Origin of the sequence: Bacteroides sp. AM07-18, from assembly GCF_003602695.1 — a bacterium.
Lineage (GTDB): Bacteria > Bacteroidota > Bacteroidia > Bacteroidales > Bacteroidaceae > Bacteroides > Bacteroides uniformis.
Window position 1 is genome coordinate 61,247 of record NZ_QTLM01000009.1, and the last position, 18,928, is coordinate 80,174.

Here is an 18,928-nt window from a genome sequence, read left to right on the forward strand (position 1 = left end):
ATCGTGTGGGTACATATCTTATTCTCATTGTGGTGGACACTCAATTATCTTTAAATAATTTATCAAGTTTTTTTCTTATTGCGCCTAACGCTATATTTTGGTCATGGCTTACAGTCATTCCTATTCCACTACTTTTTACTACTGCTATACGTTGATTGTTATTGTAGTCGTAAAATGTTACTGTAATATATGTATGTCCTCCATCCCATTTTTCAGAAGTAACATGGATATTAGGCGTAAGAATGCTATCAGAACACTCCAATACCTTTGAGATATTAGAGGTAGATAACACTTTTAGATTTGTTTCTGCAATTTGATTTTGAACTGCCATTATAATATCATCTAATTCTCTATCACCTGATGATTCACTACCAAAAATAACATACTTGTACTTGCTTACATCTGCATTGCTTGATAGTACAATCCTGCTTGATGCACAAGATGTCATTAATGTTATAATAATAGCGATAGGTATAATTTGTTTGATTAATTTCATATTTTTCTTTATTCCTATGGCTCATTAAGTTCCAATAAAGCCGTTAATTACACAGAAGCGTGGAACTGCAATGCCACGTCTTTGTTGAAGGTCGTAGGAAAACCCTAATGAGCAGATGTAGTAATAGCAGCCCACGCTATAGCGTGAGAACCACTATGCCATCCTTGCTCATTTTGAAAATTTCCTACGTTTTCAACAACAAGATAAGCATAACGCTTCTTTCTTTTCTAATATGTCTTGGACGGAGTTTCCCCAATCCAAACACAAAAGTAATGAAAAGTTGTGATAATCACTTATGTTGCAACAGATTTATTTGCTCACTGTTTAAAATCGGAATTCTACAGTTTCATCCCTCTGCTTTTCCTTTGCGGTTGTATAGGTCGGTGTATGCTCTGCCGTAGCTTGTCGAATTGCTCTTTGAACCACTCGGCAATGGGCTTTCGGTCAATGGCAAGAACCAGTTTCGTCCCGTCCGTCGGGTCTTTCAGCACTTGAAACCCTGCCTTTTCGGTTTTGAACTTCCGCTTGTGTTCCTCCGAATAGAGTTCCCCTTCATATTCCAACTGCTTTCCCTTGACGAGCGTTGCCGTCTGCCTTTCATCGAACCCGACAAGGCGGCATAGGTTTTCGATACGGAGCATTTCACGGAAATAGGGAAACCATGCCGCCGCCCTTGCGACTACCGCTTTCAGAAACGATATTTCCTCCTTATGCCTCGCTTCCTTGTCGGCTATCTCTCTGCCGTGCTTTTGCTGCATATCCAACAGTTGTCGGTTATGGTCGGTCTGCATGGTCTGTATTCTGTCTTGCAGGGCTTCGATGGTTTCCTCGTGGTCGGCTACCTCCCTATGCAGGGCGGTGTTCTCCCTTTCCAGCGTCTTGACCTTGTTGCTGCCGAAAAGAGAGCCGACGCTCTCGGCGATGTTGGCGGCTGCGGTGGTTGCCGCCCCTTTCAGCTTCTCGGTCTGTATTTCTTTTTTCGCCCGTCTTAGTTCCTCCCGTGCCGTTTCTTTTTGCTGCTGCAAATCCACCACCTCCGCTTTCAGATTATCGGAGAGTTTCTGTATATCCCGATAATACTGCTGCGTGGACTTGTGGCGAGCCTTCGAGCCGTCTATGCCCCTTTGCAGCCCGTATTTCGCCATCGCTTCGGCATAGGTATCTTGGTAGGACTTCAATTTCAGCCGTGTCATAATATCATCTGCGCACAGCCTCACGGTGTCGGTCGGTTTCTTGCGGTATCGCTTCTTCGTCCGCTCCTCCCTTTTCCTGCGCTTTCGCTCTCCCTTGACGATGGGGACGAGTGTAACGTGTATGTGCGGCGTTTCCTCGTCCCTATGCAGGTGCGCCGCCACGATGTTCTCCTTTCCGAACGTGTCGGCAAAGTATTTCAGATTGTCGGCGCACCACTCGTCCAAACGTCCCTCTTCCTCTATCCGCTTCATGTCCTCGTGCGTTCCCGACACGTTGATGCGGATTGCCCGTACTTGGTTGCTTCCGATTTTGCGTGTCAGCCCCGCTTCTTCTAATCTCTGCTGTATAGCCGCCGAACGGTCTTTCACCCCGTCGGGGTATTCGATGAGCCTGCGGTTCAGATGGGTGCGTGTGGGGTCGGCGTTCTTCGGTATGATGAAACGCTCGATATGTGCGGTTGTTCCGCTGTCGCTGCCGTGCGCCTTTTCCATGTGTAAAACTACGAAACCCATATATTCTTCCTTTCTTTTTTGGCTTGTGAAACAATAAACTTGACTATCTTTGAGGGCGGCGAAATGCCGTCCTCAACGGGGTGTGCAGAGGGGCTTGCCCCTTGCCTTATTGGGGAATTTTCAGCGATACGTAGTATTGCGGCTCGGAAAATTCCCTAATAAGCTACGGTATTTTCTCCGTAAATACCCTGCGGCGTGCCGTCCGTCTGTCCGTCTGCCTTTCGGCGGTGGCTGTCCCTGCCGTCTGCTTACCCATATACCCCCACCTTATTTTTTCCCTTTCGGTCGGTGGGTGGCGGGGCGGTCGTTTCCGTTTTCAAAGGCTCTTTTGCACGGGGCGGTCGGATACAAGGTTTTCCCGATAAATACGCTCGCAGCGAAGCGAGAGGAAGATTTATCGGGAAACGGCGCAGCCGCCCGACCTTTTAGCCGACATAAAGCCCCGTGCTTGCTTTGCCTTTGTAAACGGGAATGATTGCTCCGCTTTGCTGTGTTCGGAAAATCGAATCTGCGTATCTGCACATAGTCGGTTATTAATGGATTGACTGACTTACAGATTCAATGATTCCAATACGACAGTACGACATGACTTCATGACGATATGACTGCTTGACTGCCGACATTCAGCGAAAGAAAAATCATGCTGTTCTCTTTTCGCCCGTGTATAATCCTTTCCAGCAACACTTTGCGGACTTTCGCCGCCCCGAATGATTCGATACGGAAAGCGAGGGCGGCTATCGTTTCGAGATTGTAAACCTCCGCGCTGTATCTGTCCGATATGCGGATAATGCGCCTTATGTCATATACGCTCAAAACTCCGCTTTTGCAGAGAGCCTTTATCCCAGCCCGAACCGTCGGGGCAATAACCCCGAACAGTTCGCAGATTTCCCACTCGGTCATGGCGGTTGCGCCTATATCGCTCGGCAGGGAGATATTGCCCTGCCCGTCCATCGTGATAATGTTCCTTTCTCCTTTCATCGGTATACTGTTTTAAGGTGACTAAATGGCTCGGCAAATACTCTTCTCCATATCCTCCAACTTGTGCGACAAGTCTTCCATGTCCTGACTTATCTTTTGGGCGGTGATTTTGGCGTAAATCTGGGTGGTCTTTATGTTAGTGTGACCGAGAAGCCTGCTGACGGTTTCAATGGGTACGCCGTGCGACAAAAGTACGGTCGTGGCGTTCGTGTGACGTGCAAGGTGATAGGTCAAGCGCACCTTGAAACCGCACTGTCTGCCTATCTCTTTGAGTATCTTGTTGCAACTGCCATTGCTCGGAACGGGGAAAACATGACCGTCCCTTGCCAGCCCCTTGTATTTCTCTATGATACGTTTTGGAACGTCCAAAAGACGGATGTTCGATTCGGTGTTGGTTTTCTTTCTTCGGGTGATTATCCACAGATTGCCGTCGAAGAATGTTTGCAGGCGGTCGGCGGTGAGGTTCTTCACGTCCGAATACGCCAAACCCGTGAACACGGAAAAGACGAACAAGTTCCGTACAAGTTCATGGGTGGCGTTCTTCATCGGTGCGTCCATGAGCGTCTGTATCTCCGTTTGGGTGAGGTAGCCCCTATCCACGCTTTCGGGAGAGTTGATATATCCCGCAAAGGGGTTGAACGGCAAACGCCCGTCGTTCCTCGCAATGGAAACGATGTGTTTCAACACAATCATGTAGCCCCACACGGTATTGGTGCGGCATTTCTTCTCCGTGCGCAAAAAATACTCGAAATCGTTGATGAATGTGAGGTTGAGTTCCTTTAACGGGATGTCCTCACGCTTGTAGGCATGGGGCAGGAACTCCCGAATATGGTTGCAGACCGTCCGATAACGGGTAAATGTCCCCTGCGCCCTGCTGTGTCCGACTTTCTTCTCAAACTCGGCGTTGTGCTGCTCGAACAGCTTCAACAAGGTTTCCTGCTTGACGCCGATGCCGAGATAGGCGTCTTTGAGTTTGGCGGCGGTAACATAACCGTCCGTCTGCATCAGTTCTTGATAACGGCGGTTTACATCCACACGGATTTTATCTACCGCAAGGTTGATTCTCTGCGCTTCGACGCTCTTGCCCGAAGCACGGCTGTTCTTCACGTCCCACAAGCGTGGGGGAACGTCCATCTTGCAACTGAACTGTTTAATCTCGCCGTCCACCGTGATACGGCACATCAGAGGCAGGTTGCCGTTCGGCTTCTCGCTGCCTTTCTTCACGTAAAATAATACCTTGAATGTACTTCGCATACTCACTCCTTTTTTGGTTACAAAATTAGTTATTAGTGAGTTACCGACAGCTATGCAAATCGACGCAAAACGCAGAAACAGAACTATTTAGCAAGAAATCTGCACCCGTTATGGGAGTAATGAGGTGGTAACTGAACTTCTGCACCGTTTGGCTTCGAGGTGGCATTTCGTTGGCTCTGCTCCATAGAAAAACAAAGCGTAACGAACGCTGTATCAGCTAATTCGCTACGCTTTTCCCAAATTTGCTTTTTCGCTATGTGTTTATTTTAAGAATAACAGGACTGCTCTTATCTTTTTGCTGGCAATGCTGGTCGTTGCTCCGATAAAGGCGCAGGTGGTATTTGGCGATGCCGCAAAATTCAATGACGGATGGCTGTTCCGGCTGACGGACGACTCGGCTATTGTCCGGACTGACTATGACGACAGCGAATGGCGGAAGCTTTCTTTGCCACACGATTGGTCCATAGAGGGGCAATTGTCGCCCACACAGGCCAGTTGCACCGGGTACCTGCCGGGTGGGATAGGCTGGTATCGCAAACACTTCAGGGTTGAAGACAACGCAACACGTCATTATATCTATTTCGAAGGGGTATATAACCGGAGCGAGGTTTACCTGAACGGGCATCTGCTTGGCAGGCGCCCCAACGGCTATGTATCGTTTCTTTACGACATGACCCCTTACCTGAAGGAAGGCGACAATATGCTGGCTGTCCGTGTAGACCATAGCCGTTATGCCGATTCACGTTGGTATACGGGGTCGGGCATCTATCGCGATGTATGGCTGGTGGCTGCTCCCGATACACATATTGCGCAATGGGGTGTGGGCTGGCATGCCGCTTCGCTGACAGACAAGCAAGCCGTCGTTGCGGTCGATGTAGAGGTGGAGAAGCACAAGGCAACTTCCGACAAACTGGAACTGAAGGCTTCACTGTACGATACTGCCGGAAAGAAGGTGGCACAACGCCGTGTGCGTGTTGCCGATGGAAAAGAGGGCATTGCCAAGCAAAGTCTTGACTTGAAAGTGTCCAAACCCCATCGTTGGAATCTGGATAATCCGTATCTGTATACATTGAAAACCGAATTGCTTGCCAATGGCAAACGCATTGACGGCAGTGAGACCAAAGTGGGACTGCGTACGCTGGAATTTGATGCCAACAAAGGTTTTGCCCTCAACGGCAACTGGATGAAGGTAAAAGGTGTATGCCTGCATCATGATGCAGGAGTGCTGGGTGCAGTAGTGCCGCCGGAGGTATGGGAACGCCGCCTGAATAACTTGAAAGGGATTGGCGTAAATGCCATCCGCATGAGCCATAACCCACAAGCCCCCGTTCTTTATGAACTGTGTGACCGCCTGGGATTTCTTGTAATGGATGAAGTCTCTGACGAATGGGAGTTTCCGAAACGCAAATGGGTACAAGGCTGGAATGTGGGTACTCCGAGTTATGACGGTACTTTCGACTTCTTCGAGGAGTGGATAGAACGGGACGTAACCGATATGGTACGTCGTGACCGCAATCATACCTGTATTTTCTTGTGGAGTATCGGCAATGAAGTGGATTATCCGAACGACCCTTATTCGCATCCCGTTCTTGATGGAGCTAAAATCAATCAGCCTATGTTCGGGGGCTATAAGCCGGATGCTCCCGATGCCATGCGCATCGGAACCATAGCAAAGCGTCTGGCTGCCTGTGTACGTGCCGTGGACACTTCCCGTCCCGTGACCGGAGCTTTGGCGGGTGTCGTGATGTCGAACGAGACGGAGTATCCCGATGCTGTGGATGTGGTGGGGTATAACTATACGGAAAACCGCTACGACCAAGACCATGCCACTTATCCGGACCGCATTATCTATGGAAGCGAGACGGGTTCGGGGCTTGATGCCTGGTATGCCGTCCGCGACAAGGATTTCATCTTCGGGCAGTTCATCTGGACCGGTACGGATTATCTGGGTGAATCGGGCAGATGGCCGTCCCGCGGTTTGTACACGGGTTTGCTCGATTTCGGAAGTTTCCCCAAGCCACGCGGACATTTCCGGGCTTCGTTGTGGTGCGAGAATCCGGTCACGTATGCAGGAACATATCCGGTATATGTCAATCCCAAGCATCCCGAGCATGTATTCCTTTCGCCTGATGCATGGGACATCTGGAACTATGACGAGGGGCAGAACATACGTGTGGTGTGTTATACCAATGCTCCGCAGGCGCGTTTGCTGCTCAACGGCAGGGTGGTAGGCGAGATGAAACCTTATGATGAAAAGACCGGCATCATCTACTGGGATATTCCTTTCCGGGCTGGTGAGCTTCGTGCTGAGGGCTGCGATAAGGAAGGAAATGCTTTGTCGAGCTATTCCATCCGGACATCTGGACGTCCTTATGCCATCCGTGCCACGGCGGATCGCACTATTTTGTTCGGCGACCGCGCCACTGCGCACATAACCGTAGAGGTGGTTGACGAAGAAGGTACTGTTGTGAAACTTGGCGACAATGAAATTACGTGTACAGTTGAAGGAGCGGCGCGTCTGCTTGGGCTCGAAGGCTCTGACAACAGTGACATGAGTGATTATACCGATAACCGTCACCGCGTATACCACGGGCGTTTGCTGGCCTATATACAGACTACCGGAGGAGAGGGACCGGTTAAAGTAAAGTTTGCTTCCCCCCTTCTGAAAGGAACTGAAGTAAAGTTTGAAGTAGGGCAGTAGTACACTACTATGGACTTATGTTTGTGCCATCGTATTGGCACAGTCGTGCCAGTACGATGGCAAGGCTGTGCCAGTATGGTGGCACAACTTTGCCAATGCGATGGCACGGGTTGTGCATTTCTTACAGAATGTATTGCACTTCCTTGAACAGATATTCCCGTTCACTTCCTCCTTCATCCTCCAGCACGAACCGTCCGTCTTGCTCTACACGCAGCAACCGGGCAAGGAACTTGCCGTTGGCATCTTCATAAGGGTGCAATCCCCGGCGACGGAAAAGGGAGCGGGCATACCGTGTGGATATCTCGTCGGAGTAGACGGCGAAGTCCTCCATTTGGAGGCTGTTGTAGTAGATTTGTACACGTCTTAGGATATGGGCAAGGATTTCATAACGGTCGTGCTCCTTTCCGGTGATTTGTTTCAGTGAGACGGGGTTGGGAGCATCACTGTTGAAGACTTCCTGGTTGATGTTGATGCCGATTCCGGCAATGCTGCGCCTGATATGATGTCCGGAAAGGTCGTTCTCTATCAGTATACCGCAGATTTTCTTGTCTTTCCAATAAATGTCGTTCGGCCATTTGATGGTGATTTCATCAGACCATCTGCTCAGTTCTTCCTTAATGGCGAGGGAGACGATTTGTGAAAGGATGAACTGCCGGCGGGCTTCCAGAAAAGAAGGGTAGAGTACAAAGCTGAAAAGCAGGTTCTTGCCTTCTTCAGCTTCCCAGGTGTTGCCGCGCTGGCCTTTACCGGCGGTTTGGAACTCGGCAGTCACGGTTGTTAGTTCGGCAACGGATTCTTGCAACTGGTTGCAAAGCTGGCTGAGGTATTGGTTGGTCGATGCCGTTTCGTCCAATGCCACCAGCGGGAACGGGAATGTGTCAGGGCAGGGCTTCATATTCGGTACGCATTTTTTTGGTGAACTTCTTCAATACTTCTTCCATAGAGTGGTCTATCAGTTGCTTCAACAGTTTGTCGTCGACGTCACCGTCAAGGAACACCTGGTTCCAGTACTTTTTGTTGAAGTGATAGGCACCTTCGATGGCAGCATAGTGCTCCCGCAGTTCGAGTGCATATTCGGGGTCGCATTTCAGACAAATCTTGTTGGCGCTTTCCAGGTCGATAAGTGCAAACATTTTATCCATGACTTTCATCACAAGCGAGTATTCGTCGAACGGAAGGCATTCCGTGACGGCCTTTTTGCTGAGGCAATATTCGCGGGCGGTTTCTATGTCCATGATGGTATTTACGGTTTTACGGTTTACAATTTACGATTGAAATAACTCTTGCTTGTCAATTTTCAACTCTCAGAACATCGGCGGATAGAAGGCTTCTTTGAGATGCTCTATCCTGAATGCACCCGGTTCGCCTACAGCCGTTATGATGTCGAAGCGGACGGGTGCATCCAAGCAGAAGTGCTTGATATAGGCATCGGCCGCTACGACAATACGTCGTATTTTCTGCCAGTTCACGGCATCCTGCGGCTCAATGTAATCCGTATTGCTACGGGTTTTCACTTCCACAATAATCAGTTCCTTATCTTTGTCGGCTACAATATCCAGCTCAAGGTGATTCTTCCGCCAGTTACGGTCACGTATGGTGTAACCGTTCTGTTCCAAGTATTTGGCAGCGGCGTCTTCACCGGCTTTTCCAAGAATATTGTGTGCACTCATTATTCTGCGTGTCTGGCAGGCATCAGCATGCCGTCGTGTCCAGGACGGAAGATAGCGGGCAACTTATAAGTTTTACCATCCAATGTATTGACCACTGCACTGCGCGTTTGGGGGGCTGGATTTGTACCGGTAATCAGTTCAATGGCCTTGGCATACAGAGGTTCTTCATTGTTTCCATAATCTTTATGAATATAGAATACACCTTGTTCGTTATAAGGATTGGTTTCGTCCATCAATATATCGGGTTCAAATCCTTTTTCATACTCCCCGAATCCTTTGGCGTTATAGCTTTGGAAGGTGATAGGAACAACACGATATGTGTTATTTCGGACAGTGTACTCCTCATATTCCATACCTACGTTCTTACCAGTGGTCTTTTCACCTATAAGTATTACGTCCAAATCTATTCCTTCTAAGGAATTAATGACGAGTTCACTGGCAGAGGCCGTTCCATTTCCGACAAGGCAGTAGACGCGGGGAAGATTGAGGCTTCCGGCTGATAAGGAAGTACCCAAGTTGGGGTAACTGGAGTATGCAAATAATTCATCTTCCCGTTTGTTATTGAGTTTTGCCATTCTTTCATCATTGTATCGTAAACTGCTGAATACTTTACCTTGAGAAGCAGTACCGGCAATACAAGTCGCTATCAGATTAGCTGACATGGTATGCCCACCACCATTGTACCGCAAGTCCAGAATCAAATCTGTGACGTTCTTGTTCTTAAAATCTTTGAAAACATTGAATAATTCTTGGTCAAAGCTTGCCTCGAACCCAGAATAAACGAGGTAACCGATTCTATGTCCTTCTATGTCTTCCTTGACATTACTGAAGATGACGGGGTTGTTGTATGTGGCTTTGGAAGTTATGGTGTATTCCTTTTGCCCGGTAATGGTGCCTCCTTCTACGACATCTTCTGTCAAAGTATAGTTGATAGTTGCATCCGGTAACAATATGTCGTAATAGAAGTTATTAATATTGTTATTATTTATCTTCTTTCCATTTATCAGGCTTATCATTGCTCCTCGTTTGAGTCCAGCTTCGGAGGCCGGTGAATCGGGATATACGCCTTGGAGACAGAAATAAATGGTATTTTCTGCTTGTGTGCCAATGCTTATGGGGGTTATACCGGTGATACCGAAACTATATGCCAGTTCCTTGTTTACAATTTTGGTGGTACGGGTTGAACTAATATTGGGCAATAGCTGGATATAAGAGAAAAGATTATAATATGTCTTGCCGTCGCTACCGACATATGTTTTCTTATCCAATGTATTTGTAGTCAGACTACCCAAGGCGTCATAAAAGAAAGCTTCATAATTTTTTGTGAAGTCAGGTTTTAATGTCTTGTATTCATCGTTCCAGAGATACATTTCCCTCAGATATTCATCAACTTTTGCGTTAATCTCCATATCTTCAGTGGTTTGGGGAACACTGGTCCCCTTTTGTGTAACTTCAAAACTTGCAGGAGAATAGCCGTCTATATTAATGGAAATTCTGGCTGTCCGGTCGGTGGTGGAACTTGTACTTACAGATAATTTCAAGGTGCTTTGTCCTTTTGTACCCGAGGTCGTATTCAGTTTGCACCAATCCGCTCCTGAGGTGACGGAAGCTACCCATTTGGCTGCAGCATTGAAGCTTACAGACAACTCATTATCCTGGCTGATCTCCAGGGATTTTCCCTCTGTCCAACTCTGATTGGTTATGCCGGTATTAAGTTTATTATCGTCATCGTCACTACATGAGATAAAACTTATACTGAACAATGTGAGTAGAAAGAAACTAAGATAATTTACATGTTTCATACCTTTTAAATTTAGAACTCTCCAAAAATACGTTTTTAATTACTAAATTAAAATGTTTTTAAGAAATACTTTAAGTTTACCGGTCAAAAAAATATTTCAGTGCTATTTAAGTGTTTCCGATATAAAAATTACGTAGGTTCGTTTTGTTTTTACAGAAGTAAAAGTAATTTTGCAGGAAATATGAGAAAGAGAGATAAAACGTGTGCGAAAGCAACGCCCGAAGAACCGAAACGCGAGCAGCGCATGGTATGCCTGATGAGCGAGGAAGAGCAGCGGATTGTGGACCGTTATCTGGAGAAATACAAGATAACGAACAAGTCGCGTTGGCTGCGGGAGACTATTCTCATGTTTATCCATAAGAATATGGAAGAGGATTATCCTACTTTGTTCGGTGAGCACGACATGAGGAGGTGAAAATTAAAAATTAAAGGGGGTGGCGTTGGACGATAGCTATTATATGAAGCAGGCGCTTTTGGAAGCCTATAAGGCCGGTGAACGGGGAGAAGTTCCCGTAGGTGCAGTTGTGGTGTGCAAGGACCGTATCATAGCTCGTGCCCATAATCTGACGGAGACTTTGACGGATGTCACCGCCCATGCCGAGATGCAAGCCATTACCGCTGCCGCTGCAACTCTTGGCGGCAAATATCTGAATGAATGTACTCTCTATGTCACAGTGGAACCCTGCGTGATGTGTGCCGGTGCCATTGCCTGGGCACAGATGGGGCGTCTGGTGTTTGGCGCCGAAGATGAGAAAAGAGGGTATCAGCGCTATGCCTCGCAGGCATTGCATCCCAAAACACAAGTAGTAAAAGGAATTCTGGCAGATGAATGTGCCGCCCTGATGAAAGAGTTCTTTGCCGCCAAGCGCAAATAATCTCTAATCCTTTATCCCTAATCCCTACTCCTTGATTTCTTCAAAATCCACATACTCTCCCTCGTCTTTGGAGAACAGTTTCTTGTGGCGGGGACGTATTTCACCTTCTTCAGTTTGTGCCTCCTCAGACGATTGTCTATTATCATTGTAGGAATACCCTCCCGGCTGGTAATTACCATTTCCTTTTTGGTAGGGACCGGAGTTGGAGGAAGTACGGCGTCCGCCCAATCCGAATATGTTCCGGATGACAGTACCGATAATGCTGAGGCCAATGAGCAGAATGGCAATTATGATGATGAATAAAAATCCTAAAATATGAAACATGGGCTAATGTCTTTTTATGTGTTCGTTTTCTGCGAACTTCAATACAACAACCGTGCCAAAGATTTGTTTATTTACTTTTCCTTGTAATAAGCGAAAGCAGTATATACCAGACGATGATTGCAGAAAAGCTGCAGATTCCCAAGAAGATGAGGAACGGAATGCAGACAAGCAGGAAAATGAAGCTTGTTTTATTGTCTTTCCATGACAGATTCTTGAATTTGAGTGAGAACATTGGAATCTCCGATACAAGCAGCCATGAGAAAAGGCAGACCAGCAGCAACAGATAAACCGGATGGAAATTGCTGCTCACCAGCCAGTCGTGAGCGCCCGTCACCAATGAAGCCCAGAACAAGGCGTTTGCCGGGACGGGAAGTCCTACGAAAGAGCTCGTCTGGCGGGTATCGTTGTTGAACTTGGCAAGCCGCAGTGCAGAGAATACGGACAAAAGAAATGCGAGATAGGGGAAAACGCCGGCCAAGCTTTCCATTGCGCCCGAATAGTCCATTTCCTTGAACAAGGAAAATACAATCAGGGAAGGGGCCACTCCGAAACTGACATCATCTGCCAGAGAATCCAAATCCTTGCCGATAATGGAGTGTGCGTCCAGTGCACGTGCCATCATGCCATCGAAGAAATCGAATACGGCACTGAAGATAATGAAAGCGAGTGCCCATTCATATCTGGCTTCGAATGCCATGACACAAGCAATACACCCGGAGAATAGGTTCAGGCAGGTCAGAGTATTTGGAATATGGCGGGTAATGCAGTTTGCCATTGTTGTTCTTTTATTATTTAAGTTTGGCTATCACAGTCTGATTGCCGGTAGTCAGTTGTCCTAGTTTAACGAATACTTCGGTGCCCAACGGTAGAAAGACATCCACGCGGGATCCGAATTTGATGAAACCCATATGTTCGTCAATATAGCATTCCTCGCCCGGTTCGGCATAGGTCACGATGCGGCGCGCCATGGCTCCGGCTATCTGTCGTGCCATAATCTCCACGCCTTCCGGAGTTTCTATTACTACGGTGGAACGCTCGTTGTCGGTGCTGGCTTTGGGCAGCCAGGCTTTCATGAACTTCCCGTTTTTGTGCCATACCTTCTTTACCGTACCATCTACCGGATACCAGTTGGCGTGTACATTAACCAGACTCATGAATATAGATACCATGATACGGCGGTCGTGGAAGTATTCGTTTTCCTCCACTTCTTCCACCACTACGATTTTACCGTCGGCAGGAGCTACCACGACTTTCTCCGTTTCTTGTCCGAACAAACGGATGGGGCAGCGGAAGAAGTTCACGAGTATGCCATATACTATGAGGCTGATGACCGCTACTACGTAAAAAGGAACTTTGCATTCCAATCCGAAGTAAAGGGCAGTGTTGACAGCCAGAATCAGAACCAGGCTGCCTGCCAATGTATGTGTTCCTTCACGGTGTATGCGTATCTTTTTTAATCTTTTTAATCGACCCATGTATATCGTATTTGCTAATTTAGATAGAAATTATCTGCAAAAATAGGCTTATTTTGAAAATCTAACAAGGATTTGGAGAGAGAAATGTGCATGTTGATAACTTTTTGGGAAATATTTTTGTTAGCTGTGATAGAGGTTGTAATTTTAGGCTCTCAATAGAAAGGATATATATGCAAGATTTTGTTCATTTACATGTCCATACCCAATACTCTCTTCTGGATGGTCAGGCAAGTGTCAGCAGGCTGGTTGACAAGGCCATGAAGGATGGTATGAAAGGCATTGCCGTGACCGACCATGGAAATATGTTCGGTATCAAGGAGTTCACCAACTATGTCAACAAGAAGAACAGCGGGCCAAAGGGGGAGATAAAGGACCTCAAGAAAAGGATTGCCGGTATTGAAAGCGGTGAGATAGAGTGTGAAGACAAGGAAGCGGAGATTGCCGATTGTCGTGCCAAGATGGCAGAAGCGGAAAGCAAGCTGTTCAAGCCGATTGTAGGCTGTGAAATGTATGTGGCCCGCCGAACCATGGATAAGAAGGAGGGGAAGCCGGACCAGAGTGGCTATCACCTGATTGTGCTGGCAAAGAATGAGAAGGGGTATCACAATCTGATAAAACTTGTATCGCATGCCTGGACAAGGGGATACTATATGCGTCCGCGTACAGACCGCAGTGAACTGGAAAAGTACCATGAGGGGCTGATTGTCTGCTCGGCTTGTATCGGTGGCGAGGTTCCTAAGAAGATTATCAATGACCAGCTGGAAGAGGCAGAAGAAGCTGTACGCTGGTATAAGAATCTGTTTGGCGATGATTACTATCTGGAGCTTCAGCGCCATAAAGCCACTGTTCCCCGTGCCAACCACGAAGCCTATCCGCTTCAGCAGAAGGCGAATGCCAAGTTGCTGGAGCTTGCCCGGAAATATGACATTAAGGTTATCTGCTCCAATGACGTCCACTTTGTGGATGAAGAGAATGCAGAAGCGCACGACCGCCTGATTTGTCTGAGCACGGGTAAAGATCTGGATGACCCTACCCGAATGCTTTATACCAAGCAGGAATGGATGAAGACAAAGGCTGAGATGAACGCCTTGTTTGAGGATGTTCCCGAAGCCTTGTCCAATACCTTGGAGATTTTGGACAAGGTGGAATATTATTCCATCGACCACGCTCCTATTATGCCTACGTTTGCTATTCCGGAAGATTTCGGAACGGAAGAGGGCTATCGGCAGAAATATACCGAAAAGGACTTATTTGATGAGTTTACCCAGGATGAAAACGGCAAGGTGGTGCTGGATGAGGATGCCGCCAATGCCAAGATAAAGCGTCTGGGGGGCTACGACAAGCTGTACCGTATCAAGCTGGAAGCCGACTATCTGGCAAAGTTGACATTCGACGGTGCCAAGAAGTTGTACGGTGACCCCTTGTCCGACGAGGTGAAGGAGCGTCTGGTCTTTGAGCTGTACATCATGAAGACGATGGGGTTCCCGGGATACTTCTTGATTGTGCAGGACTTTATCAATGCCGCCCGCACACAGCTGGGCGTTTCGGTAGGACCGGGACGTGGCTCGGCTGCCGGATCGGCGGTGGCCTATTGCTTGGGCATCACGAAAATAGACCCGATTCAATACGACCTTCTGTTCGAGCGTTTCTTGAATCCCGACCGTATCTCTTTGCCTGATATCGATGTGGACTTCGATGATGACGGGCGTGGAGAAGTGCTCCGCTGGGTGACGGAGAAGTACGGGCAAGAGAAGGTGGCGCACATCATTACATATGGCACGATGGCGACCAAGATGGCCATCAAGGACGTGGCGCGCGTGCAGAAACTGCCTTTGAGCGAATCGGACCGTCTGTGCAAGCTCGTGCCGGATAAGATTCCCGACAAGAAACTCAACCTGCCCAATGCCATTGCCTACGTGCCCGAATTGCAGGCTGCGGAGGCTTCGCCCGATCCCCTGGTGCGCGATACGATGAAATATGCCAAGATGCTGGAAGGTAATGTACGCGGTACGGGTGTGCATGCCTGCGGTACTATTATTTGCCGTGACGACATCACGGATTGGGTACCCGTCAGCACGGCGGATGATAAGGAGACGGGCGAGAAGATGCTCGTTACCCAATACGAAGGTTCCGTCATCGAAGATACGGGACTTATCAAGATGGACTTCCTCGGACTGAAAACCTTGTCCATCATTAAGGAAGCCGTTGCCAATGTACGTCTGCACCGCGGCTTGGAACTCGACATCGACAAGATATCCATTTCCGACCCTGCTACCTATAAACTCTATTGCGACGGCCGCACCATCGGTACGTTCCAGTTTGAATCGGCCGGTATGCAGAAATATCTGCGTGAGTTGCAACCGAGCACTTTCGAGGACTTGATTGCCATGAACGCCCTCTACCGTCCGGGACCTATGGATTATATCCCCGACTTCATCGACCGTAAGTGGGGACGCAAGCCCATCGAGTATGATATCCCCATCATGGAGAAGTATCTGAAGGATACCTACGGCATTACGGTCTACCAGGAGCAGGTCATGCTTCTGTCTCGTTTGCTGGCAGACTTCACCCGTGGTGAGTCCGATGCCTTACGTAAGGCGATGGGTAAGAAACTGCGTGACAAGCTGGACCACATGAAGCCGAAATTCATTTCAGGCGGACAAAAGAACGGCCATGACCCGAAAGTGCTCGAGAAAATCTGGGCCGACTGGGAAAAGTTTGCATCCTATGCCTTCAACAAGTCACATGCCACTTGCTATTCGTGGGTGGCCTATCAGACGGCTTTCCTCAAGGCCAACTATCCGGCCGAATACATGGCGGCGGTCATGAGCCGAAGTTTGGCGAATATTACCGATATAACCAAACTGATGGACGAATGCAAGGCAATGGGCATCAATACATTGGGGCCGGATGTGAATGAAAGTAACCTGAAGTTCACCGTGAACAAGGAAGGCAATATCCGTTTTGGTCTTGGCGCGGTGAAAGGGGTAGGCGAGGGTGCTGTGCAGAGCATCATGGAGGAACGCGAGAAGAATGGTCCTTTCAAGGGTATATTTGATTTTGTGCAGCGTGTCAATCTGACAGCCTGCAACAAGAAGAACCTGGAATGTCTTGCTTTGGCGGGCGGGTTCGACAGCTTCCCGGAGCTGAAGCGAGAGCAGTATTTTGCCGTAAATTCCAAGAACGAGGTCTTCCTCGAAACCTTGGTGCGGTATGGTAACCGTTACCAGGCCGACCAGGCTGCGGCTGCAAACTCCTTGTTCGGCGGTGAGAATGTGGTGGATATCGCCACTCCGGAAATACCGGTAGCGGAACGTTGGAGCGACCTCGACCGTTTGAACCGGGAGCGCGATTTGGTAGGTATCTATCTGTCCGCACACCCGTTGGATGAGTATTCCGTAGTTCTGGAGCATGTTTGCAACACTCACATGGCAGAGCTGGAAGATAAGACGGCACTTGTGGGACGCGAAATAACAATGGGTGGCATCGTGACCGCCGTGCGTCGCGGTATCAGTAAAAATGGAAATCCTTACGGCATAGCCAAGATTGAAGACTATTCCGGTTCGGCAGAGCTTCCTTTCTTCGGAAATGATTGGGTGACCTATCAGGGGTATCTGGGTGAACGTACCTTCTTGTTCATCAAAGCCCGTTGCCAGCCCAAGCAATGGCGGCAGGATGAGTTGGAGCTGAAGATAACCTCCATGGAACTGTTGCCTGACGTCAAGGAGAAACTGATTGAGAAGATCACCATTCTCATTCCGCTGAGTGTGCTGAACAAGGCTTTGATAACTGAACTGGCGGAACTGACCAAGGAACGTCCGGGCAGTACGGAGCTTTATTTCAAAGTCAGAGATGAGGATAGCAAGATGACGGTCGATTTGATTTCCCGTCCCGTGAAGCTTTCCGTGGGGCGTGAACTGATTACTTATTTAAAAGAGCGTCCAGACCTTGAGTTCAGGATTAATTAGTTATCTTTGTTGGAAAACGAAGATAGGCTGCACCTCGGCATAAAAAATGAACAAGTTCATTTTGTTTTGCATTCGGTTTGCACTATCTTTGCTTCGAAAGCGAAGGTTGATAAAACGCAATTGACAGTAAATTAATAATTATAGTTGACATTTAATATTAAAAGAAATGGCTTTAGAAATTACAGACAGCAATTTTCAAGAAATCCTGGCAGAGGGAAAGCCGGTCGTTATGGATTTCTGGGCACCTTGGTGCGGCCCTTGTAAGATGGTGGGACCAATCATCGATGAATTGGCTACTGAATATGAAGGAAAGGTGATTATTGGCAAATGTGACGTGGATGAGAACGGTGATGTGGCTGCCGAATATGGCATACGCAACATCCCTACAGTCTTGTTCTTCAAGAATGGAGAGCTGGTGGACAAGCAGGTAGGTTCTGCTCCGAAATCTGCTTACGTGGCCAAGATAGAAGCGATATTATAAGGTACTATTTGACGATTTACGATTTACCCTTTCGGCATCATGGCGCCGCCAAATAGTAAATAGTAAATCGTCAAATAGTCAATAACATTAACCCTTTAAGCAATAGTAAGTATGGGAATGGAAGACGATTTTTTGCAGAATGATGTCGATGATGAAAAGACCATCGAGTACATCAAGAATTATTTGCCGCAGGAGTTGAAAGAGAAGTTCTCTGACGACGAGTTCTATTATTTTCTCGATTTGATTGACGAGTACTATTCCGAGAGCGGCATCCTTGATGCACAGCCGGATGCGGATGGGTACATCGAGATTGATTTGGGGAAAATCGTGAACTATATTGTCAAGGAAGCCCATAAGGATGAGATGGGTGACTATGATCCGGAAGAAATCCTTTTCATCGTACAAGGTGAGATGGAATATACGGAATCTTTGGACGAAGAATAGTCTGTATCAAAAGTATAGTAAAATCGCGGATGAGCATGGCTTCATCCGCGATTTCTTGTTTTTATGTGACCGGTGGCGTATTCAGAAAAAAGAAGATGGACGTGCCGATGAGAATGACACCCAATACACCGTAGAACAGGCGAGCTTGTCGCCGCCCTACATTTTGTACGATAAACTGGGTGTTTCGGGCAGTAAAGAACCAGTTCCAGTCCAATATGGCTGCCAGCAAGGCGATGATGCCTGCGACGGCGAAAATCCCTTGAACGATGTATTGGCTCATCAGAAATAAGAATTAAGAATTAAAAATTAAAGCGGGGGAAAAGCATGCCTTATTCAAAGCTCTCTAACGTGACTTCCCGCTCTCCGTTCTCCACTTCTTCGATGGTGACCTTGATGGTGTTGCCCGGCAAGAGTTCCTCTACCAGCTCCGGCCATTCTATGAAGCAGAGGGCGCCGCTGTAGAAGTAATCTTCGTAACCCATGTCATACACTTCTTCCAGTTTCTTGATGCGGTAGAAGTCGAAATGGTAAATCAGTTCGCCGGCAGTGTCGGAACGGTATTCGTTGACAATGGCGAAGGTAGGGGAGGTGATGACGTCGGAAACGCCCAACTCCTCGCAAACGGCTTTGATGAAAGTTGTCTTGCCCGCCCCCATTTTTCCGTAAAGAGCGAAGACGGTATTATCACCCATTTCAGCGATGAACTGGCGGGCGGCTTCGTGAATCTGGTCTAATGACTGAATTTTGATTTCCAT

Annotated in this window: 19 protein-coding genes; 6 read left to right on the forward strand and 13 right to left on the reverse strand. The window is 47.9% G+C overall.

The genetic code is table 11. The features are described from left to right. Positions 1 to 40: 40 nt before the first annotated feature. The 4 genes from DW096_RS12135 to DW096_RS12155 form a co-directional block, all read right to left on the reverse strand. The gene (locus DW096_RS12135) at positions 41 to 496 is read right to left on the reverse strand and encodes a hypothetical protein (RefSeq protein ID WP_057258952.1); all 456 of its coding nucleotides are present in this window, start codon (positions 494 to 496) and stop codon (positions 41 to 43) included. A gap of 338 nt (positions 497 to 834) precedes the next feature. Further along, positions 835 to 2,202: a MobV family relaxase gene (gene mobV / locus DW096_RS12140; protein ID WP_057258950.1), complete on the reverse strand. Its 1,368-nt coding sequence runs from the start codon at positions 2,200 to 2,202 to the stop codon at positions 835 to 837. A 591-nt stretch (positions 2,203 to 2,793) separates the two neighbouring features. Beyond that, positions 2,794 to 3,180, reverse strand: a complete 387-nt coding sequence (locus tag DW096_RS12150; protein ID WP_057258948.1) for a hypothetical protein — start codon at positions 3,178 to 3,180, stop codon at positions 2,794 to 2,796. Positions 3,181 to 3,201: 21 nt separating this feature from the next. Further along, positions 3,202 to 4,434: a site-specific integrase gene (locus DW096_RS12155; protein ID WP_060451105.1), complete on the reverse strand. Its 1,233-nt coding sequence runs from the start codon at positions 4,432 to 4,434 to the stop codon at positions 3,202 to 3,204. Positions 4,435 to 4,738: 304 nt separating this feature from the next. Here DW096_RS12155 and DW096_RS12160 point away from each other — a divergent pair, with 304 nt between their 5' ends. Further along, positions 4,739 to 7,135 carry a sugar-binding domain-containing protein gene (locus DW096_RS12160; protein WP_120028771.1) on the forward strand — a complete coding sequence of 799 codons (2,397 nt, stop codon included), beginning with the start codon at positions 4,739 to 4,741 and terminating at the stop codon, positions 7,133 to 7,135. Between the two features lie 121 nt (positions 7,136 to 7,256). Here DW096_RS12160 and DW096_RS12165 read toward each other — a convergent pair whose 3' ends face one another. From DW096_RS12165 to DW096_RS12180, 4 genes are all read right to left on the reverse strand, one after another. Beyond that, a complete protein-coding gene (locus DW096_RS12165) occupies positions 7,257 to 8,030 on the reverse strand; it encodes a biotin--[acetyl-CoA-carboxylase] ligase (protein ID WP_005835105.1) in 774 nt (257 codons plus the stop codon). Next, complete coding sequence (locus DW096_RS12170; protein ID WP_025834268.1) at positions 8,014 to 8,370, reverse strand: MmcQ/YjbR family DNA-binding protein; 357 nt, start codon at positions 8,368 to 8,370, stop codon at positions 8,014 to 8,016. Before DW096_RS12170 ends, DW096_RS12165 begins: the two co-directional genes overlap by 17 nt. 69 nt (positions 8,371 to 8,439) lie before the next feature. Further along, positions 8,440 to 8,805, reverse strand: coding sequence for a YraN family protein (locus DW096_RS12175; protein ID WP_005824208.1), 366 nt, complete (start codon positions 8,803 to 8,805; stop codon positions 8,440 to 8,442). After that, a complete protein-coding gene (locus DW096_RS12180) occupies positions 8,805 to 10,607 on the reverse strand; it encodes a S41 family peptidase (RefSeq protein ID WP_117958603.1) in 1,803 nt (600 codons plus the stop codon). Before DW096_RS12180 ends, DW096_RS12175 begins: the two co-directional genes overlap by 1 nt. A gap of 180 nt (positions 10,608 to 10,787) precedes the next feature. On the opposite strand from DW096_RS12180, the gene DW096_RS12185 reads away from it, so the two are divergent. Then, positions 10,788 to 11,021: a hypothetical protein gene (locus DW096_RS12185; protein WP_005824205.1), complete on the forward strand. Its 234-nt coding sequence runs from the start codon at positions 10,788 to 10,790 to the stop codon at positions 11,019 to 11,021. A gap of 25 nt (positions 11,022 to 11,046) precedes the next feature. Continuing rightward, positions 11,047 to 11,481: a nucleoside deaminase gene (locus tag DW096_RS12190; protein ID WP_080597314.1), complete on the forward strand. Its 435-nt coding sequence runs from the start codon at positions 11,047 to 11,049 to the stop codon at positions 11,479 to 11,481. A gap of 24 nt (positions 11,482 to 11,505) precedes the next feature. Here DW096_RS12190 and DW096_RS12195 read toward each other — a convergent pair whose 3' ends face one another. From DW096_RS12195 to DW096_RS12205, 3 genes are all read right to left on the reverse strand, one after another. Continuing rightward, positions 11,506 to 11,805 (reverse strand): DUF4834 family protein, encoded by a 300-nt coding sequence (locus DW096_RS12195; protein ID WP_005824202.1) that lies wholly within the window; start codon positions 11,803 to 11,805, stop codon positions 11,506 to 11,508. Between the two features lie 67 nt (positions 11,806 to 11,872). Continuing rightward, complete coding sequence (gene pssA / locus DW096_RS12200) at positions 11,873 to 12,580, reverse strand: CDP-diacylglycerol--serine O-phosphatidyltransferase (protein ID WP_005835110.1); 708 nt, start codon at positions 12,578 to 12,580, stop codon at positions 11,873 to 11,875. A 13-nt stretch (positions 12,581 to 12,593) separates the two neighbouring features. Next, a complete protein-coding gene (locus DW096_RS12205; protein ID WP_005824199.1) occupies positions 12,594 to 13,280 on the reverse strand; it encodes a phosphatidylserine decarboxylase family protein in 687 nt (228 codons plus the stop codon). Between the two features lie 170 nt (positions 13,281 to 13,450). Between DW096_RS12205 and dnaE the strand changes: the two genes are divergently transcribed. The 3 genes from dnaE to DW096_RS12220 all read left to right on the forward strand — a co-directional run bounded on the left by dnaE (position 13,451) and on the right by DW096_RS12220 (position 18,173). Further along, complete coding sequence (gene dnaE, locus DW096_RS12210) at positions 13,451 to 17,248, forward strand: DNA polymerase III subunit alpha (protein WP_117958602.1); 3,798 nt, start codon at positions 13,451 to 13,453, stop codon at positions 17,246 to 17,248. A 166-nt stretch (positions 17,249 to 17,414) separates the two neighbouring features. Continuing rightward, on the forward strand, positions 17,415 to 17,729 hold the full coding sequence (trxA, locus tag DW096_RS12215; RefSeq protein ID WP_005824191.1) for a thioredoxin: 315 nt from the start codon (positions 17,415 to 17,417) through the stop codon (positions 17,727 to 17,729). Between the two features lie 111 nt (positions 17,730 to 17,840). Then, a complete protein-coding gene (locus DW096_RS12220; protein ID WP_118931054.1) occupies positions 17,841 to 18,173 on the forward strand; it encodes a hypothetical protein in 333 nt (110 codons plus the stop codon). A 61-nt stretch (positions 18,174 to 18,234) separates the two neighbouring features. Here the strand turns inward: DW096_RS12220 and DW096_RS12225 are convergent, their stop codons facing one another. Together DW096_RS12225 and tsaE are read right to left on the reverse strand one after the other, a co-directional pair. After that, positions 18,235 to 18,453 (reverse strand): immunity 17 family protein, encoded by a 219-nt coding sequence (locus DW096_RS12225; RefSeq protein WP_005835118.1) that lies wholly within the window; start codon positions 18,451 to 18,453, stop codon positions 18,235 to 18,237. Positions 18,454 to 18,502: 49 nt separating this feature from the next. Further along, complete coding sequence (tsaE, locus tag DW096_RS12230; RefSeq protein WP_016274159.1) at positions 18,503 to 18,928, reverse strand: tRNA (adenosine(37)-N6)-threonylcarbamoyltransferase complex ATPase subunit type 1 TsaE; 426 nt, start codon at positions 18,926 to 18,928, stop codon at positions 18,503 to 18,505.

Excerpts from the sequence above, each read along its gene's own strand:
- DW096_RS12155 (WP_060451105.1), bottom strand. The coding sequence starts at position 4,434 with ATGCGAAGTACATTCAAGGTATTATTTTACGTGAAGAAAGGCAGCGAG.
- DW096_RS12165 (WP_005835105.1), bottom strand. The coding sequence starts at position 8,030 with ATGAAGCCCTGCCCTGACACATTCCCGTTCCCGCTGGTGGCATTGGAC.
- DW096_RS12220 (WP_118931054.1), top strand. The coding sequence starts at position 17,841 with ATGGGAATGGAAGACGATTTTTTGCAGAATGATGTCGATGATGAAAAG.
- DW096_RS12160 (WP_120028771.1), top strand. The coding sequence starts at position 4,739 with ATGCTGGTCGTTGCTCCGATAAAGGCGCAGGTGGTATTTGGCGATGCC.
- mobV (WP_057258950.1), bottom strand. The coding sequence starts at position 2,202 with ATGGGTTTCGTAGTTTTACACATGGAAAAGGCGCACGGCAGCGACAGC.
- DW096_RS12150 (WP_057258948.1), bottom strand. The coding sequence starts at position 3,180 with ATGAAAGGAGAAAGGAACATTATCACGATGGACGGGCAGGGCAATATC.
- dnaE (WP_117958602.1), top strand. The coding sequence starts at position 13,451 with ATGCAAGATTTTGTTCATTTACATGTCCATACCCAATACTCTCTTCTG.
- DW096_RS12225 (WP_005835118.1), bottom strand. The coding sequence starts at position 18,453 with ATGAGCCAATACATCGTTCAAGGGATTTTCGCCGTCGCAGGCATCATC.
- DW096_RS12205 (WP_005824199.1), bottom strand. The coding sequence starts at position 13,280 with ATGGGTCGATTAAAAAGATTAAAAAAGATACGCATACACCGTGAAGGA.
- DW096_RS12170 (WP_025834268.1), bottom strand. The coding sequence starts at position 8,370 with ATGGACATAGAAACCGCCCGCGAATATTGCCTCAGCAAAAAGGCCGTC.
- trxA (WP_005824191.1), top strand. The coding sequence starts at position 17,415 with ATGGCTTTAGAAATTACAGACAGCAATTTTCAAGAAATCCTGGCAGAG.
- DW096_RS12135 (WP_057258952.1), bottom strand. The coding sequence starts at position 496 with ATGAAATTAATCAAACAAATTATACCTATCGCTATTATTATAACATTA.
- pssA (WP_005835110.1), bottom strand. The coding sequence starts at position 12,580 with ATGGCAAACTGCATTACCCGCCATATTCCAAATACTCTGACCTGCCTG.
- tsaE (WP_016274159.1), bottom strand. The coding sequence starts at position 18,928 with ATGGAAATCAAAATTCAGTCATTAGACCAGATTCACGAAGCCGCCCGC.
- DW096_RS12195 (WP_005824202.1), bottom strand. The coding sequence starts at position 11,805 with ATGTTTCATATTTTAGGATTTTTATTCATCATCATAATTGCCATTCTG.
- DW096_RS12175 (WP_005824208.1), bottom strand. The coding sequence starts at position 8,805 with ATGAGTGCACACAATATTCTTGGAAAAGCCGGTGAAGACGCCGCTGCC.
- DW096_RS12185 (WP_005824205.1), top strand. The coding sequence starts at position 10,788 with ATGAGAAAGAGAGATAAAACGTGTGCGAAAGCAACGCCCGAAGAACCG.
- DW096_RS12180 (WP_117958603.1), bottom strand. The coding sequence starts at position 10,607 with ATGAAACATGTAAATTATCTTAGTTTCTTTCTACTCACATTGTTCAGT.